Annotated in this window: 16 protein-coding genes, 2 rRNA genes and 1 pseudogene; 17 read left to right on the plus strand and 2 right to left on the minus strand. The window is 46.9% G+C overall.

Annotated elements, in window-relative coordinates; genetic code table 11:
• The 7 genes and pseudogenes from IY568_RS22170 to IY568_RS22200 form a co-directional block, all read left to right on the plus strand.
• Positions 1-89: ribosomal RNA gene (locus tag IY568_RS22170) — 23S ribosomal RNA — on the plus strand; the annotation flags it as partial.
• 115 nt (positions 90-204) lie between these two features.
• Positions 205-319, plus strand: a 5S ribosomal RNA gene (gene rrf, locus IY568_RS22175).
• Between the two features lie 436 nt (positions 320-755).
• Positions 756-1,364 carry a transcriptional repressor LexA gene (gene lexA / locus IY568_RS22180; protein WP_125564615.1) on the plus strand — a complete coding sequence of 203 codons (609 nt, stop codon included), beginning with the start codon at positions 756-758 and terminating at the stop codon, positions 1,362-1,364.
• Between the two features lie 331 nt (positions 1,365-1,695).
• Positions 1,696-2,808, plus strand: a complete 1,113-nt coding sequence (gene coxB, locus IY568_RS22185) for a cytochrome c oxidase subunit II (RefSeq protein WP_228553517.1) — start codon at positions 1,696-1,698, stop codon at positions 2,806-2,808.
• On the plus strand, positions 2,805-4,403 hold the full coding sequence (gene ctaD, locus IY568_RS22190; protein ID WP_194868736.1) for a cytochrome c oxidase subunit I: 1,599 nt from the start codon (positions 2,805-2,807) through the stop codon (positions 4,401-4,403). Before coxB ends, ctaD begins: the two co-directional genes overlap by 4 nt.
• A pseudogene (locus IY568_RS22195) lies at positions 4,400-4,927 on the plus strand (cytochrome c oxidase assembly protein); the annotation flags it as partial. The gene ctaD and the pseudogene IY568_RS22195, both read left to right, overlap by 4 nt.
• A gap of 115 nt (positions 4,928-5,042) precedes the next feature.
• Entirely contained in the window at positions 5,043-5,906 is an 864-nt protein-coding gene (locus IY568_RS22200) for a cytochrome c oxidase subunit 3 (RefSeq protein ID WP_194868738.1), read from the plus strand.
• Here the strand turns inward: IY568_RS22200 and IY568_RS22205 are convergent.
• Entirely contained in the window at positions 5,901-6,113 is a 213-nt protein-coding gene (locus tag IY568_RS22205; protein ID WP_138539565.1) for a DUF2909 domain-containing protein, read from the minus strand. The genes IY568_RS22200 and IY568_RS22205 overlap by 6 nt on opposite strands.
• Before the next feature lie 62 nt (positions 6,114-6,175).
• Between IY568_RS22205 and IY568_RS22210 the strand changes: the two genes are divergently transcribed.
• The 5 genes from IY568_RS22210 to IY568_RS22230 are packed head-to-tail and all read left to right on the plus strand — an operon-like array spanning position 6,176 to position 9,840.
• Positions 6,176-6,850 carry an SURF1 family protein gene (locus IY568_RS22210; RefSeq protein WP_194868739.1) on the plus strand — a complete coding sequence of 225 codons (675 nt, stop codon included), beginning with the start codon at positions 6,176-6,178 and terminating at the stop codon, positions 6,848-6,850.
• Positions 6,843-7,340 carry a transmembrane cytochrome oxidase associated protein gene (locus IY568_RS22215; RefSeq protein ID WP_194868740.1) on the plus strand — a complete coding sequence of 166 codons (498 nt, stop codon included), beginning with the start codon at positions 6,843-6,845 and terminating at the stop codon, positions 7,338-7,340. The genes IY568_RS22210 and IY568_RS22215 overlap by 8 nt, the downstream gene beginning before the upstream one ends.
• A complete protein-coding gene (locus IY568_RS22220; protein WP_194868741.1) occupies positions 7,337-8,329 on the plus strand; it encodes a COX15/CtaA family protein in 993 nt (330 codons plus the stop codon). Before IY568_RS22215 ends, IY568_RS22220 begins: the two co-directional genes overlap by 4 nt.
• Positions 8,330-8,332: 3 nt before the next feature.
• Positions 8,333-9,238 carry a heme o synthase gene (gene cyoE / locus IY568_RS22225; protein WP_125564596.1) on the plus strand — a complete coding sequence of 302 codons (906 nt, stop codon included), beginning with the start codon at positions 8,333-8,335 and terminating at the stop codon, positions 9,236-9,238.
• The gene (locus IY568_RS22230) at positions 9,235-9,840 is read left to right on the plus strand and encodes an SCO family protein (protein ID WP_125564594.1); all 606 of its coding nucleotides are present in this window, start codon (positions 9,235-9,237) and stop codon (positions 9,838-9,840) included. Before cyoE ends, IY568_RS22230 begins: the two co-directional genes overlap by 4 nt.
• 134 nt (positions 9,841-9,974) lie before the next feature.
• Here IY568_RS22230 and IY568_RS22235 read toward each other — a convergent pair whose 3' ends face one another.
• Positions 9,975-10,292, minus strand: coding sequence for a hypothetical protein (locus tag IY568_RS22235; RefSeq protein WP_125564592.1), 318 nt, complete (start codon positions 10,290-10,292; stop codon positions 9,975-9,977).
• A 328-nt stretch (positions 10,293-10,620) separates the two neighbouring features.
• On the opposite strand from IY568_RS22235, the gene IY568_RS22240 reads away from it, so the two are divergent.
• Genes IY568_RS22240 through IY568_RS22260 form a run of 5 tightly spaced genes read left to right on the plus strand, consistent with a single transcriptional unit; the run spans position 10,621 to position 16,596 of the window.
• Positions 10,621-10,893, plus strand: coding sequence for an STAS domain-containing protein (locus IY568_RS22240; protein WP_194868742.1), 273 nt, complete (start codon positions 10,621-10,623; stop codon positions 10,891-10,893).
• A gap of 9 nt (positions 10,894-10,902) precedes the next feature.
• Positions 10,903-11,265 carry a response regulator gene (locus tag IY568_RS22245; RefSeq protein ID WP_010387164.1) on the plus strand — a complete coding sequence of 121 codons (363 nt, stop codon included), beginning with the start codon at positions 10,903-10,905 and terminating at the stop codon, positions 11,263-11,265.
• A gap of 18 nt (positions 11,266-11,283) precedes the next feature.
• A complete protein-coding gene (locus IY568_RS22250) occupies positions 11,284-13,395 on the plus strand; it encodes a chemotaxis protein CheA (protein WP_194868743.1) in 2,112 nt (703 codons plus the stop codon).
• Positions 13,392-13,907: a chemotaxis protein CheW gene (locus IY568_RS22255; protein WP_010387162.1), complete on the plus strand. Its 516-nt coding sequence runs from the start codon at positions 13,392-13,394 to the stop codon at positions 13,905-13,907. Before IY568_RS22250 ends, IY568_RS22255 begins: the two co-directional genes overlap by 4 nt.
• Before the next feature lies 1 nt (position 13,908).
• Positions 13,909-16,596 carry a methyl-accepting chemotaxis protein gene (locus IY568_RS22260; RefSeq protein WP_194868744.1) on the plus strand — a complete coding sequence of 896 codons (2,688 nt, stop codon included), beginning with the start codon at positions 13,909-13,911 and terminating at the stop codon, positions 16,594-16,596.
• Positions 16,597-16,731 lie beyond the last annotated feature (135 nt).

The raw sequence follows: 16,731 nt of genomic DNA on the forward strand, positions 1-16,731 counted from the left end.
GTTGAAGACTACAACGTTGATAGGCGAGATGTGGAAGTGGTGTGAGCCATTGAGCTAACTCGTACTAATTACCCGTGAGGCTTAACCATACAACGCCAAAGTGGTTTTGTTTGTTAGAAGTTAAGAAATAAAGTAGACGAAAGAATTTAATACGCTTTTCCAGATTTTAGTGAGATGTTGATAAACATCTTGCACACAGAATTTCCTGGTGAACATAGCATTTTGGAACCACCTGACCCCATGCCGAACTCAGTAGTGAAACGAAATAGCGCCGATGATAGTGTGGGGTTTCCCATGTGAAAGTAGGACATCGCCAGGGCCTAATTAAAGAAACCCGTTGCAGTAATGCAGCGGGTTTTTTGCTATGTGCGATTTAAAAAAGTTGTAGACAGAGCGGTGTTGTCTATTCCTCCATGAAGCTGGTATCTAGCAGTCTTTGGGGACACTTCCCTGTGGAGGGGTCTTTTTTGCGCTGTGAATAGGTATGTGTTCTCTACAATAGCTCATTTCACTTTGCGCTAAGTAAATGTATTCGCGTTGCTCGCTGTCATTGTACTTTGCACTTGATTGTCGCGTCGCTCGGTAAGTACTGTTTCATATAGATGTTAGTCACTTTATGCGTGGAGCCTCAAGATATAGTGAGCTATCAGGGTAGGTAATAGAATGCGAGTTTGAGGTTCACGCAGAATAACCGTTGCGAAAAAATGATAACTGTATATACTCACAGTAAATACACTGTATGGAAAACCAGTTATATGCGACCACTCACCAAACGACAAGAACAAGTTTTTGAACTCATAAAAGTCTTCATCAAAGATACCGGCATGCCTCCGACTCGGGCAGAGATTGCTGAGTCGCTTGGGTTTCGGAGTGCGAATGCTGCAGAAGAGCACTTAAAAGCGTTAGCGAAAAAGGGTGTTATAGAAATGGTACCAGGTGCAAGCAGGGGTATTCGGCTAGTAGAAAATGAACCTGAACAACTAGGGTTACCCTTAGTTGGTCGAGTTGCTGCTGGAGAGCCCATTCTTGCTCAGGAGCATATTGAGAGTCACTGTTCAGTAGACCCAGCAATGTTCCACCCCGCGGCCGATTATTTGTTGCGCGTTAATGGCATGAGTATGAAAAACATCGGCATTATGGATGGAGACCTACTTGCAGTGCACCGCACTCAGGTTGTGAATAATGGCCAGGTTGTCGTTGCCCGTGTAGAAGAAGACGTTACGGTTAAGCGCTTCGAAAAGTTAGGGAAGAAAGTCTATCTACATGCTGAAAACGAGGACTTCTCGCCCATTGAAGTTGATTTAGAACAACAGAGCTTTTCGGTAGAAGGCCTGGCGGTCGGTGTTATCCGAGGTGATATTTAATTAATTCCCGTGCGCAGCCTGGTTTGCCTTTTCTGGGCTGTTTTTACTTCTTGTATACACTTTTAAGTGACCATATCAATTGCGCTTGTATATAAGTGACTCCTAACAAACAGCTATTTTTCAATTATTTCCCCGCCTGAAAAACAAAATCTACACGAGACAAAAACTTGCTAAACGGTCAAATTTTGACTAGTTGTTAAATGGTCGTGCAGTACTCATGGGATAACCCAAGTGAAATGACAGTCATCCGATAATAAGAACCGTTGCTTCTCACGCTCGAAGCAATTGAGGGAGACGTCTAATGAAAATAGCCAAACTCATCACGATTGCGATGTGTTTATGTGTCAGTATGCTCACGCTCGCAAGCGACTACAACATGCGTACAGGCGTAACTGACATCAGTAATCAGGTTTATCAGTTACACATGACCATCTTCTGGATCTGTTGTGTAATAGGGCTGATTGTCTTTTCGGTCATGTTTTGGGCACTGATCCATCATCGGCGTTCTAAAGGCGCGGAGCCCGCGCAGTTTCATGAAAGCACTAAAGTTGAAATCCTCTGGACTGCTATCCCATTTTTAATTTTGGTTGCTATGGCTGTGCCTGCGACAAAAACACTGATCGCAATGGAAGACACTGATAAGGCAGATCTGACGATTAAAGTTACCGGATCGCAGTGGAAGTGGCATTACGAATATTTGGGTCATGATGTCGATTTTTATTCCTTAATGTCTACGCCAAGAGCCCAGATAGACAATATGGAAAGCAAGACTGAAAACTATCTGTTGGAGGTCGATAAGCCGCTGGTGATCCCGACGGGTAAGAAAGTGAGGTTTTTACTGACTTCTGATGATGTGATCCATTCCTGGTGGGTACCTGACTTTGCGGTAAAAAAAGATGCTAATCCAGGGTTCATTAACGAAGCTTGGACAAATGTCAATGAGCCCGGCACCTATCGAGGCCAATGTGCAGAGCTGTGCGGCAAAGATCATGGTTTTATGCCAGTTGTCGTCGAAGCCAAGCCCGAGGCGGAATTTCAGGCATGGCTTGCCAACGAAAAAGCGCAAAGAGAGCTTGCCGCGCAGCAAGAGGCCGCGCTTTTGGACCAAACACTCAGCAAAGATGAGTTAATGGCGACGGGAGAGCGTGTTTACATGGCCTACTGCGCAGCATGTCATCAACCCACAGGGCTCGGTCTGCAAGGCGTGTTTCCTGCCTTAAAGGGGAGCGCAATGGTCACCGGCGATCTGCAAGCACACATTGAAATTATTATGGACGGACGCCCTGGCACTGCGATGCAGGCTTTTGCGAAGCAGTTGTCATTAAAGGAAGTGGCCGGAGTTATCACTTATAAAAGAAATAGCTGGGGAAATGATACCGGGGAAGTTATTCAACCTAGCCAAATACAAGCTTACCTTGACGGCAAACAGGAGGAAGCCAAATGACTTCGAGTACACAGCAGGCTGCTCATGAACAAGAGCATGAACATGAACATCATGTCCCGGCAACTGGTATCAAGCGTTGGCTTTTTACGACAAATCATAAAGACATAGGATCTTTGTATTTGTTGTTTTCTTTGTTGATGTTCCTGATTGGCGGCGGTATGGCAATGGTTATTCGGGCAGAATTATTCCAGCCAGGCCTTCAGCTCGTTGACCCACACTTTTTTAATCAAATGACCACAGTGCATGGGTTGATTATGGTATTTGGTGCTGTGATGCCTGCCTTTACAGGCCTGGCAAACTGGATGGTACCTATGATGATCGGTGCGCCTGATATGGCACTGCCACGGATGAATAACTGGAGCTTTTGGATTCTGCCTTTCGCTTTTCTCATATTGCTTGCCTCATTGTTTATGGAAGGTGGTGGTCCGGCCTTTGGCTGGACCTTCTATGCACCGCTCTCCACAACTTATAGTAACGACAATACAGCATTATTTGTGTTCGCAGTGCATATCATGGGGGTCAGCTCCATTATGGGCGCTATCAATGTGATCGTGACGATAGTGAACATGCGTGCGCCCGGTATGACATGGATGAAGCTTCCTTTGTTTGTCTGGACTTGGCTAATTACGGCATTTTTATTAATTGCTGTGATGCCCGTGTTAGCGGGTGCCGTTACCATGGTTTTAACAGACAAGTATTTTGGCACAAGTTTCTTCGATGCTGCAGGCGGAGGTGACCCTGTGATGTTCCAGCATATTTTCTGGTTTTTTGGTCACCCGGAAGTATACATTATGATTTTGCCGGCTTTTGGCGTGATCTCTACCATAGTGCCTACGTTCTCAAGAAAGAAGCTTTTTGGATATGCTTCTATGGTATATGCGACTTCCTCCATCGCACTGTTATCCTTCATCGTGTGGGCACACCATATGTTTACTACAGGTATGCCATTGGCCGGTGAGCTTTTCTTTATGTATGCGACCATGCTGATCTCTGTGCCGACGGGTGTGAAGGTGTTCAACTGGGTGGCCACAATGTGGCGAGGTTCTATCAGTTTTGAAGTCCCAATGCTGTTTGCTATCGCCTTTATTGTGTTGTTTACACTCGGTGGCTTTTCCGGTTTGATGTTGGCCATCACCCCTGCTGATTTCCAATATCACGACACTTATTTTGTGGTCGCACATTTTCACTACGTCTTGGTTACGGGGGCCGTCTTCTCTATCATGGCGGCTGCCTACTATTGGCTACCTAAGTGGACTGGTTACATGTATAGCGAGTCATTGGCCAAGTGGCATTTTTGGTTGTCTCTGGTTAGTGTGAATATCCTATTTTTTCCAATGCATTTTGTGGGGCTTGCGGGAATGCCACGACGTATCCCAGATTACGCGCTGCAGTTTGCGGACTTCAATGCTCTGATCAGTATCGGTGGCTTTGCATTTGGCTTATCGCAGTTACTATTTGTGGCTGTGGTATTTAAATGCATCGCAGGTGGTCAGCGAGCGCCTGCTAAAGTATGGGATGGTGCTGAAGGGTTAGAGTGGGATGTCGCCTCACCAGCTCCTTATCATACTTTCAGTACTCCACCTGAGGTGAAGTGATGCATACCCCGTTACTGAAAAAACTCGTGTTATTGGTCTTTGGTATGTTTGCATTCGCATTTGCACTTGTACCACTGTACGACGTGTTTTGTGACATAACAGGTTTGAATGGCAAAGTTGATTTGACTGCAGCTGAGGCTAGTGAAAAGCAAGATTTGGCGCGGCAAGTCGATGTGAGTTTCACAACCCACACACAAGGGCTGGCACCGTTCAAAGTAAAAGCTGCGACGTATCAGGTGACGGTGACACCCGGTACATTAACAGAAGTGAGCTTTACGGCTGAAAACCTGAGTGGAGATGCTCGGGTTATGCAGGCCATCCCATCTGTTTCGCCTGGGATGGCGGCTAAATATTTACATAAGCTCGCTTGCTTTTGCTTTGACCAGCAAAGTATGCAGGCGCGTCAGAAAATGTCATTTACGCTGCGCTTTTATGTAGACACAGAACTGCCAGTTGACATCGCTGAGCTGACACTCGCCTATACCCTATATGACATTACAGATAGAACGGCGACGGTTCAAAGTACGCTATTGCACTCAGAAACAGAGCGATTCGGTGAGCTCAGGCGTGGCACAGACGGGGACTATTATGTTCGCAGCATACAAGCCGCGGTGTATCAACAAATACGAGGATTAAGTCATGGCTAGTGGTTATGAAAAATACTATGTACCAGAGCAAAGTCCGTGGCCCATAGTTGGGGCTGTTGCTATGTTTGGTGTAGCCGTAGGAGGTGGGTTAACGGTGATGAAGAGTCCCGGTGGCCAATTTATTTTGTATGCGGGAATCGGTTTACTGCTGTTTATGTTGGCAGGGTGGTTTCGACATGTTATTCGGGAGTCTCAGGGAGGGCTTTATTCGGAGCAAATGGATCGCTCATTTAGACAGGGAATGGCTTGGTTTATTTTTTCTGAAGTGATGTTTTTTGCCGCGTTTTTTGGTGCCTTGCTTTATGCTCGCGTGTTTGCGGTTCCCTGGCTTGGCGGGGCTAGTAATAATGCCATGACGCATGAGTTATTGTGGCCTAGCTTCGAAGCAGTGTGGCCGTTACTTAACACCCCGGGGGGAGACACAACGCAAGCCATGGGTTGGCAAGGTCTCCCTTTGATAAACACCGTTATCTTGTTGATTTCTTCAGTGACACTTCATTTTGCGCACACTGCGATGGAGCAAGGGCAGAGAAACAAAGTGAAGGTGTTCCTGGGATTAACCATTTTGTTGGGTTTTGCATTTTTGGTCTTGCAGGTAGAAGAGTATGTTTATGCCTACAAGGATTTAGGGTTGACTCTGGAATCAGGTATCTACGGTAATACATTCTTTATGCTCACTGGCTTTCACGGTATGCATGTGACGCTTGGCGCGATTATCCTGACGGTTGTTTGGTTACGAGTAATGAAAGGTCACTTTAGCGAACATAACCATTTTGCATTTCAGGCTGGTGCCTGGTATTGGCATTTTGTCGATGTGGTTTGGTTGTGCCTGTTTGTATTTGTTTATGTGCTATAAGCCCGGGGCTGGATTGAATTGGAGCCAGCCCAACCCTTTTGCAATGAGAATAAGTAATAACACACTCGCTGAAAAAAATACTCTTTTACCCAGTAATCGGGACATTGACTCACCAGAGTGAGTGCCTTTGAGCATAATGAACAAAGCTCGAAACAAGTTGTAGATGATGCTGAAAAGCAAAACAATAATAATGAATTTGAGTAGCATGGCATATGACGCAGATAAGTATAAGTAGATCAAAGGTTAGCGCATATTGCACAGTTTTGGCAGTGAGCCTTGTGGTATGTACATGCCTGGCCCTTTCTGTTTGGCAGTGGCAACGAGCTGCCCTAAAGGCACATTTGCTCGAAAAACGGCAAAGTGGTCCGGTTATCGCCGATTTCAATGCAAGCACCGATCTGCAAAATCAACGGGCATTGGAAGGGCAGCAGTTTCGGCTACATGGTCATTTTGATGATTCGCGCTATTGGTTACTCGATAATCAGATAGTCAACGGGACGCCTGGTTATGATGTGATTAGCCTGTTTCGTCCTGTCTATAGCGAAGAATGGTTGGTTGTGAACCTTGGCTTTATTCCCGCGACACACAGCCGGACTGTGTTACCCCAGGTAGCGCTTCCCAGCTCGTTACAAACCGTGAATGTGGAATTCAAAATAGGCAAGTGGGCTGGCTTCACGTTAGCTACCCAACCAGACTTGAACGCGGCGCAGCCTGAGCTGATCCAATATCTTGACCATGCCTATTTTGTGGCACAAACACAACGTCCTGTTGCCGTGTCCTTAGCTTATGCGTCAGACCCAATCATAAACGATATTCAGCCTCACTATGAAGCCGTTGTGATGGGGCCTGATAAGCACCGGGCTTATGCATTGCAATGGTCTTTGCTAGCTGTGGCAGCAATGGTCGTCCCCTACTTAGCTTACAAAAGGAAAAATGATGAATAAGGTGCCTGGATTATTTTTAGCGTGTTGCATTTTACCTTTGATTGTCGCGTGGGGCGTACTTTGGTCTGGGTGGCAACCAGACAGTACAACTAACAAGGGGAGCTTTTTAACGCAGGAGGTTGTACTGAATGTGCCTGAACAGCAGCACAAGTCATGGTTCATTGCGTTAAATCAGCCTGACAGTTGTACTGAGTTATGTCTGGGTCAGCTGGCCTTAATGGAACAGCTTACCGTGGCATTGGGTAAGCACCGTCAGCAAGTCGGTTTGCTCCTATTGGGTCAAGGGCAAAGTGACAAGGCCAGCGTGTTACCTGAGGTACCGTCTTTATCACCGGGGGCATTCTATTTGGTCGATAAACATGGCTTGGTGGTGCTTGAGTATTTACCACAGCGAGACCAAACCGCAAACCGAGTATTGCTCAAAGGGTTGTTGAAGGATTTAAAAAAGCTGCTGTCTTATGAGCGAAGTAGTTCAGGAGGTAAGTCATGACACAAAGTTTTAGAAAATTGGTGCTCATGTCGGCACTGCTAGCAGCGCTGGTTGTGTCCTTGGGTGCTTATACCAGACTAAGCAATGCAGGTTTGGGGTGCCCGGACTGGCCTGGGTGCTATGGGTTTTTGACGGTGCCGAATGAAGCGCATGAGTTGGTGTCAGCGCAACAGCAATTTCCCGGCAGCGAAGTACACCAAGAGAAAGCCTGGATCGAGATGATCCACAGATATTTTGCCGGCAGCTTAGGTTTGGTTGTTGCAGCAATTTTCTTTATGGCATTGCGCCAACCTAACTGCGGCACAAGTATCAAAGGGCTGTCTGCATTACTGGCTGTGCTAATCGTGTTTCAGGCGCTGCTGGGCATGTGGACCGTGACGATGAACTTACAACCTCTGATAGTGATGGGCCATCTGTTGGGTGGGTTCACCATATTGAGTTTATTAACTTTGCTTTGGCTCAAAGCCAGTCAGCCGGCTACTGTCGCCATTCCTCATGTTGCAGGCCTAAAAGTGATGACGCTGGTTGTGCTTATGGTCTTGATTGTACAAATTGCATTAGGTGGGTGGCTTGCCGCGAATTACGCTGCACCACACTGTCGTGGATTGCCATTGTGTGAGAATGGGGAGTTGTTCTCACTGAGCAGTTTATTTCAGTTACCTCAGTCTTCTGCCAGCTATGAATTTGGTGTTTTACCGTTTGAAACCCGCCTGTCTATTCACTTGGTTCATCGGCTTTGGGCTATGGTGACACTGTTCGCCATATTGATACTGTGCTGGCGTTTGTATGTGCGAATTCCTGACGCTCGTGTACGACCCGTCATTTTGCTTCCGGCAATGCTAGTGCTTTGCCAGGTGTTATTAGGCGGCGCGATAGTGCACTGGCAGTTCCCATTGTTGCTGACGCTGTTTCACAATGTCATGGCTGCGCTGCTATTACTGAGCATGGTGCGGGTGTGCTATCTGCTGTTTTATCAATCTAGGGGGTAAGTTATGGCCATTAGTGTGCAGCAACTCGGATCTGTAATCCCTGATTTTTACGCGGGCATTAAGCCTTATTTGGCGATCACCAAAGCTAAGGTGGTCATGATGTTGGTGCTTACTGCCTGGGTGGGTGTTGCGCTGGCCCCGGATGTAGGGCGAAGCATAGGTCATCAACTGATGAGCTTAGTGTCAATCGGGCTAATTTCTGCCTCGGCTGCGGCAATTAATCATGTTGTTGACCGTAATCGGGATCGAAAAATGGCGCGGACACGCCATCGTCCCCTGGCTATGCAGCAACTCTCTGTGTCAAAAGCACTCATTTTTGCCGTTAGCCTGGCTGTTGCCGGAACCCTTGGCCTATTGTTGTTCAGTAATTGGTTGTGTACGGTTTTGACGCTACTAGCTTTGCTTGGCTATGCCGTTGTTTACACTATGTTCCTTAAGCACATGACACCACAAAATATTGTTATTGGCGGATTGGCAGGCGCTTTACCTCCTCTGCTTGGGTGGGTCAGTGAAACGGGCGCTTTGGCAGCGGAGCCCTGGCTGCTCGTTATGATTATTTTCGCCTGGACGCCGCCGCATTTCTGGGCTTTGGCGATAGCCCGAGAAGCGGACTATGCCAGGGCTGGGATCCCGATGCTGCCTGTCACACACGGGATCAAGTTCACCAAATTGTGTATGGTCGTGTATACCTTGTTATTGGCAGTAACATGCGTACTGCCCTATTTGATAGGTATGGTTGGGCATGCATATCTGGTTGCTGCAAGCATTCTTAATGGACTATTTATTTACCTGATTGTGCGACTGTATATGAATCATACAGTGCAACAAGCGATGGGGGTTTTTCGTTTTTCTATCTGGTATTTATTGTTACTCTTTGTCTCTCTTTTTGTCGACAGAGCATTGGTATGAAACTCATTTTTCCTCTTTTTATAATATTCGTGCTACTTACTGGATGTCAGCCTGCTCCCCAAGTGTCTGAGTTCGCTGTACATTATGAACAACCTCGTACGCTCAAGGCTTTTGCTTTGGAAGACCAAGATGGGGCGCAAGTTACGACTGAGCAGTTAAAAGGGCAATGGAGTTTGTTGTTTTTGGGGTACACTCATTGCCCCGATATATGCCCAATGACCTTGGCAAAACTCACTAATATTGCCGCGCAGTTAGAGTCCCACCAGGCTGTCAACGTGTGGTTTGTAGCGGTAGACCCGCAGCGGGACACGCAAGCAAAGCGAAAACAATATATTGATTACTTCAACCCGGATTTTGTCGCAGCGTCTGCGCCTCATAAAGTATTGTTTCCTTTTGTACGTGACATTGGCTTGATCTACGCGATCAACAACAGTGATCAACCCGAGTATTATGTTGATCATAGTGCTTCGATTGCATTGGTTAACCCACAGGCACAATTGGAAGCCATATTTAAACCGGAGTTTAAGGCCGGGGAGGTACCTGTTATCAATGAAGCCCAATTGATAGCGGACTTTAAGGTGATCGTGCCCAAGAGCGAGTAGGTGGTGAGGTCGGGATAGGTTCGGATTTATGCCAGGGCAATGAAATTACTGAAGTCATAGGCAGGCTTAAGGTGGGAAAAGGCCATATAAAATGGCAATCGTCAGCCAGCTCACAGCCTGTCCTTGTAACTCTATTATTGTGGGTCCTGGATGGACAATATCAAAATTTCGTTGGTAGTGATTGTGTAGCGAACCCAGACATTTGTTTGCGACAGCTTGGCTGCTAACGCCATTGAAAATCTGGCATCTGCTTTAGGCTCGCCTGCTTGGCCTAAAATTACAAAATGTCCAATTCCACTTACTTTGATTCTAATTTGGCCCGAGTCATTAATGTAAACTCTCTCGACCAGGTTGTTATAATGGTCAGCATAACGGCTGTCATTTGTAGCACTGCTAGCATTACTATTTAGAAATAGTAAGAAAGCGCCTAATGCAAAAATAAGCTTTTTCAAGTGGTCCCTCAATAGTTTTTTCAATAGCTGAAATCTGTTTTGTATTCTAATTAGAAACATCACATTGGGTCAATTCCTGAACTTTAAAGTAAGTAAGGTATTGCAGCTGAATGAACAGGTAATAGTCAGTATAAGATGCCTACTTCCCCTCTGATAACGTTCAGCCAAGCTTTAGCGTTAGTTAGTCGCTTTGCTGGTGAGTTCGCCGATTTCTAAAGTCACTGAATCTAATAATCAATTACTTCTTTTCTGTTATAAATGTGGTAATTTCACAGTCACGGTCTAATCTATTCATATCAATAAGATTTGCAAGGAATGTGCAAGGCACATGATTAAACTTCCCCCGGAGCTGGTCATAAACCAGGTTGAAGAATTACATCAACAGTTGCTGCTCGAGCTTGATGCTGGTCATGCTATTTCATTAGACATTAGTGAAATCCAGCGTGCCGATACCGCATCGATCCAATTGTTGTGCGCGTTGCAAAAGTATTTACTGGATATTGGGCAACATATTTCCTGGGTGGGTGAAAGTGCAGCATTATCTTCATCTGTTGAAAAATTAGGGTTAACCGAACTTTTATCTATCAGTAGTACGAATTAAGAGGTCATTATGAAAAAGATTTTAGCTGTGGATGATTCTGCTTCGATGCGTCAAATGGTTGGCTTTACACTAAAAAAAGCGGGTTTTGATGTTGTAGAGGCAAAGGATGGCAGTGAAGCACTCAATCTGGCTAAGCAGCAAGGGTTTGATGCCGTGATCTCGGACGTGAATATGCCTGTTATGGATGGCATTACCTTGATTCGAGAGCTGAGAAGTTTACCTGATTATAAATTTACACCGCTTTTGATGCTCACAACAGAATCTGGTCTGGATAAGAAAAGTGAAGGTAAAGCTGCAGGCGCAACGGGCTGGATTGTTAAACCATTTAACCCGGAACAATTACTGGCTGTGCTGAAAAAAGTCATCCGTTAATCCCCGCGAGGTGCTGCCATGAGTATCGATTTAAGTCAGTTTTTCGATGTTTTTTTTGAAGAAAGCTTTGAAGGGCTCGATGCGATGGAGTCTGAGCTGCTTAACCTCGAGCCAGGCAAAGAAGATCAGGAAACCATAAATACGATTTTCCGGGCTGCACATTCGATTAAAGGAGGCAGTGGCACTTTTGGTTTTACGGCGGTTTCTGATTTCACTCACGTATTAGAAACCTTGCTCGACCAGATCCGCAATGGGCAACGGCAGCTCGTTGCTGAGCATGTCAATTTGTTGCTCAAAGCAGTCGATTGCTTGCGGGCTATGCTAACGGCACTGCAAGCCCAAGAAGAACCAGAGCGACAAGAAGCCAATGAATTAAAACAACGCTTCGAAGCGATTTTAAATGGCGAAAACAGCACCGATGCCCCGGAGCAGGCGAGCAGCGAACCTGAAGAGCAAGCCGACCTCCCCATCACTTTTCAGATCGATTTTAAGCCACTGCCGTATTTATTCAAAACCGGTAATGAGCCGCTCTATATGATTGCGGAGCTGTCAGAGCTTGGGGAGCTTGAAACCCAGGCATTGCACGATGAAGTGCCCAAATTAAAGCAGCTCAATGCCGAAGATTGCTACCTTTATTGGCGGTTTTTCCTGACCACAACGCGTGGTGAAAGTGCTATCAGAGAGATTTTCGAGTGGGTCGAAGATGACGCGGAAATCACCATAGTGCAATGTGGAGGCTTGTTTGAGGAGCCAGTTGAGCAAGTCGAGTCATCTGATACCCCGCAGAGTGTTCCGGCGGAAGCTGAGGTACCGGTACAGACCCCTGCGTCTTCTAAAACGGTTCAGGAAAATAAGAAAGAGACTGTGCCCGCCAAAGATGCTCGAAAAAATACAGATCCTAGTACAACCTCCATCCGGGTTGGTATAGATAAAGTGGATTCGCTAATAAACATGGTAGGTGAGCTGGTCATTACACAGGCTATGTTGAGCCAGATTGGCGAGCAGGAAATTACTGAATCTAGCATTGCCGCACTCCAGGAAGGTTTGGCACAGCTGGCACATAACACGCGTGATTTGCAGGAAAACGTGATGCGTATCCGCATGCTGCCCATCAGTTTTGTTTTTAGCCGATTTCCCAGGCTGGTACGGGATATCTCTCAAAAACTCAATAAACAAGTTGAGCTCAAGTTGATTGGGGAGCAAACCGAGCTTGATAAAACCGTCATGGAAAAGCTGTCTGATCCTATGGTGCATTTAGTGCGCAACTCCCTGGATCATGGCCTGGAGACACCCGAGGAACGCATCGCCCAGGGCAAGGACCCCGTTGGTACTGTTACTCTAAATGCGTTTCACCAGGGGGGGAATATCGTCATCGAGATTATGGATGACGGTAAAGGGCTGGATACCGAGAAAATTCGCAACAAAGCCATTCAGAATGGGCTTATTCAGGAGCAGGATGAGCTTACCGTTGATGAGATTAATGAACTGATTTTTATGCCGGGGTTTTCAACTGCTGACAATGTCAGTGAAATATCTGGTCGCGGTGTCGGGATGGATGTCGTGCGTAAGAATATTCAGGCATTAAATGGCTCTGTCGAGGTCAGTTCGGAAGCGGGAGTGGGATCGACTTTTACGATTCGCTTGCCACTGACACTGGCGATTTTGGATGGTCAGCTAGTTCAGGTCGCTGATCATACTTATATTATTCCTCTGATCTCTATCGTTGAATCGCTGCAAATTGATATTGCTAAAGTCAGTAATGTCGGTAAAGGTTTGCAGGTTCTGCGTTTGCGTGATGAGTATATTCCGATCCTGAGACTGTATGACATTTTTAATCATAAGGGTGCACGAGAAGAACTGGATAAGACCTTGCTGGTGGTGGTTGAAAACGACAATTACAAAGTCGGCATTTTGGTAGATGACCTGCTGGCGCAACAGCAGGTCGTGATCAAAAGCTTGGAAGCCAATTATCAACGTGTTGATGGCATATCAGGTGCCACTATTTTAGGCGATGGCACGGTGTCTTTGATCATCGACATCAGCGGGTTAATAAAACTGAGCGGCTTGAGGCGGCCAGGGTCCTCTGAGCTGCTCGTGGACCTAAAAGCGGATGAGGGTATCCCCGCATGACAGAGCATATGAACTTAAATCAGCAGTTGGTACTGGATACCGAGACAGACGAAAAACAGTTTCTGACTTTTATGATGGATGAAGAAGAGTATGGGATTGATATATTGGCGGTCCAGGAAATTCGTGGCTGGGAGCCCGTAACGGTGATTCCTAATTCCCCACCCTTTGTGAAAGGGGCGATGAACCTGCGCGGCACGATTGTACCAATCATTGACCTGAGACAGCGATTTGGCATTACTCACATCGGCTATGGCCCTCTCACTGTGGTGATAGTGGTATCAGTGACACTGAAAGAGCAAACCAAGTTGATGGGCATTGTGGTGGATGCGGTGTCCGATGTGTACAGTATTTCTGAGGAAAAGGCGAAGGATGTCCCTGACTTTCAGGACTCAGACAATGCCCAATTTGTTCATGGATTGGTTAATGTTGGGGAAAAAATGGTGGTGTTATTAAATTTGAAGAAGGTGCTCGATTTACACGACAAGAGTTGTGCTAAGAGCAACGGGGGCTGAGATGAGTAGTCAGAGTATCCAAAGTAGTTTAAACAATAAAATCATAATTGCGGGTGTGATACTGGTTATCAGCATCGTACTGGGCATTCAGCTTGGAGCATCGGGCGCTGAAAACATGCAGCTGGTGGCGGTGGCGCTGCCTTTATTTGGGGTGGTTGTCGCGCTAGGTTACCTCAAAATGGCCTTGTCTGCGGTGAGTGCCCAACTGGGGTGTGTATATCGTGTGTTGCCACATGTGACTGTGGCAGATCAGGAACAATTACAAAGCCTGGACCTGACGGATTTTCCTGAGCTGTTTCAAGCGCTAAAAGCTGCGCATGATGAGGATGATCAAACGGACCTGACGCAAAGTCTGATGCTGGCTTTGAAAGGCTGTCAGGCAAATATCATGGTGGCAGACACTGATCTGAACATCGTGTATCTGAACGACTCGGTTAAATCAATGTTGAGGGCCAATGAGCAGCAATTACAGCTTGATTTGCCAGGCTTTAGTGTTGCTGGCCTGATAGGCACAAACATTGACTCCTTTCACAAGAACCCAAGCCATCAGCGTAATATTCTGGCCAATTTGCGCGAAACATATCAAACCAGAATCACTGTTGCCGGGCTGACTTTTGATTTGATAGCGACGCCGGTATTTGATGAAGGGCATCGCATCGCAACCTTGGTGGAATGGAAAGATCAAACAGAGTGGCTTGCCGCAGAAGAAAAGCACAGGAACTTGGCAGAGAAAAATGCACGTATTTCTCGCGCGCTGGATGTGTGCCAGGCGAATGTCATGTTGGCAGATGAGAGCCTGAACATTGTGTATGTGAATGAGTCTGTATTGACTATGCTCAGGCGCAATCAGGCACAGCTGCGTACCGCACTGCCGAACTTTGATGTTGATACCCTGGTTGGTACCAATATTGATGTATTCCACGAAAACCCTCAACACCAGAGGGGCTTATTGAATACACTTTCGAATGTGTACAACACGGATATTAAGGTAGCAGGCTTTAATTTTGGTCTGATTGCAACGCCTGTGTTTGATCAGACCGGGAACCGGATTGGTACTGTCGTTGAGTGGGAAGACAAAACAGAGCGTTTAGCCGCTGAGCAACACGCTAAACAGACTGCCGGTGAAAACCTCCGCGTACGTCGTGCTCTGGACAATGTGCAAACCAATACGATGATTGCGGACTCAGACAATACGATTGTGTATATGAATCAGGCGGTACTCGAGATGATGAGAAACGCTGAGTCAGATATTCGCAAGGATTTACCTAACTTTGATAGCAGTCAGCTGATTGGTCAGAACATAGACGTATTCCATCGCAACCCAGCCCATCAAAGACGCTTGCTGGAAACCTTGTCTCAACCTTACAAGACCGAAATAAAAGTCGGAGGGCGAACGTTTGGTCTGGTTGCTAACCCAATCGTGACTGACACAGGCGAACGAGCTGGTACTGTGGTTGAATGGGAAGACAGAACCGGTGAGGTAGCAATTGAGCAGGAAGTTAACACGGTCGTCGAGTCTGCTCGCTCTGGTAACTTGTCAGTGCGCTTGGAAGAAGGTGATAAGCAGGGCTTTTACTTGCGTTTGACTCAGGGGTTAAATGGACTGCTGGAGAGTGTCGATAGCGCAGTGGCAGATACCGGGAGTATGCTTGATTCACTTGCCCGGGGAGATCTGACACAACGTATTGAGGCTGACTATCAAGGCGCGTTTGATAAGCTAAAGCAGGATGCGAACAGCACCGCAGATAAACTGACTAATGTGTTGGAGCGGATCAGTACCTCTGCGTCTTTGGTCGCCAGTGGTGCTGAGGAAATATCGCAAGGTAATGCCGATCTGAGTCAGCGCACGGAAGAACAGGCGTCCTCACTGGAAGAAACAGCTTCGAGCATGGAGCAAATGACCAGCACTGTGCGACAGAATGCAGACAATGCCAAGGTTGCCAATGAATTGGCTGAAGATACCAGTGAGAAAGCAACCCGAGGCGGGGAAGTGGTAAATCGCGCAGTAGAAAGCATGTCAGCTATCAACGATGCCAGTAAGAAGATAGCGGATATCATTAGCGTGATTGATGAAATCGCCTTTCAAACTAACTTGCTGGCATTGAACGCGGCGGTAGAAGCTGCACGTGCAGGAGAGCAGGGGCGTGGTTTTGCCGTAGTCGCGGGCGAAGTACGTAATTTGGCGCAGCGTTCGGCCGGAGCGGCAAAAGAAATCAAAGATTTGATCCGTGACAGTGTGAGTAAAGTTGAGGATGGTACTTTACTAGTGAATGAGTCTGGTGAAACGCTCAAAGAAATCGTGGCGGCGGTGCGGCGTGTTACCAATATGATTTCAGATATTGCAGATGCATCGGTAGAGCAGAGCTCTGGGATTGAGCAGGTGAATAAAGCTGTCACACAGATGGACGAAATGACGCAGCAAAATGCGGCGTTGGTAGAACAAGCATCCGCAGCAGGTGAGTCAATGGCCGAGCAGGCCAATGACATGCGTAATATGCTTAACTTCTTTAAGGTCGCAGAGGCGCCGGCCAGCCGAGAGGCCATTGCAGAAAAACCAACTGTCACGAATGGCCAGGCGCGTACGTCCGCGATTGGTTTATCGGCGCCGGAAAGTCGCAGTACGCGACAGCCCCTGGAAACAGCAGCTAATCGCTTTGCGGACGACTCTGAGGAGTGGGAAGAGTTTTAACAGTTCTGGTTTGTTTGTACCCTGGTTGAGCTGTACGCCATCTTTGGTGTCGGCTCAGCCTTAGTGACACACCTGACTCACCGGGATTACCACATAATGAATGCATAAGACGGCGCAGATAACACGTAGTCGGGG

It is taken from the genome of Pseudoalteromonas sp. PPB1 (assembly GCF_015356275.1).
In the GTDB taxonomy this organism is placed as follows: Bacteria; Pseudomonadota; Gammaproteobacteria; order Enterobacterales; family Alteromonadaceae; genus Pseudoalteromonas; species Pseudoalteromonas rubra_D.

Coding starts and splice junctions, on each gene's coding strand:
- cyoE (WP_125564596.1), top strand. CDS start 8,333: ATGGCCATTAGTGTGCAGCAACTCGGATCTGTAATCCCTGATTTTTAC.
- lexA (WP_125564615.1), top strand. CDS start 756: ATGCGACCACTCACCAAACGACAAGAACAAGTTTTTGAACTCATAAAA.
- IY568_RS22245 (WP_010387164.1), top strand. CDS start 10,903: ATGAAAAAGATTTTAGCTGTGGATGATTCTGCTTCGATGCGTCAAATG.
- ctaD (WP_194868736.1), top strand. CDS start 2,805: ATGACTTCGAGTACACAGCAGGCTGCTCATGAACAAGAGCATGAACAT.
- IY568_RS22200 (WP_194868738.1), top strand. CDS start 5,043: ATGGCTAGTGGTTATGAAAAATACTATGTACCAGAGCAAAGTCCGTGG.
- IY568_RS22220 (WP_194868741.1), top strand. CDS start 7,337: ATGACACAAAGTTTTAGAAAATTGGTGCTCATGTCGGCACTGCTAGCA.
- coxB (WP_228553517.1), top strand. CDS start 1,696: ATGTGTTTATGTGTCAGTATGCTCACGCTCGCAAGCGACTACAACATG.
- IY568_RS22215 (WP_194868740.1), top strand. CDS start 6,843: ATGAATAAGGTGCCTGGATTATTTTTAGCGTGTTGCATTTTACCTTTG.
- IY568_RS22240 (WP_194868742.1), top strand. CDS start 10,621: ATGATTAAACTTCCCCCGGAGCTGGTCATAAACCAGGTTGAAGAATTA.
- IY568_RS22255 (WP_010387162.1), top strand. CDS start 13,392: ATGACAGAGCATATGAACTTAAATCAGCAGTTGGTACTGGATACCGAG.
- IY568_RS22205 (WP_138539565.1), bottom strand. CDS start 6,113: ATGCTACTCAAATTCATTATTATTGTTTTGCTTTTCAGCATCATCTAC.
- IY568_RS22250 (WP_194868743.1), top strand. CDS start 11,284: ATGAGTATCGATTTAAGTCAGTTTTTCGATGTTTTTTTTGAAGAAAGC.
- IY568_RS22230 (WP_125564594.1), top strand. CDS start 9,235: ATGAAACTCATTTTTCCTCTTTTTATAATATTCGTGCTACTTACTGGA.
- IY568_RS22260 (WP_194868744.1), top strand. CDS start 13,909: ATGAGTAGTCAGAGTATCCAAAGTAGTTTAAACAATAAAATCATAATT.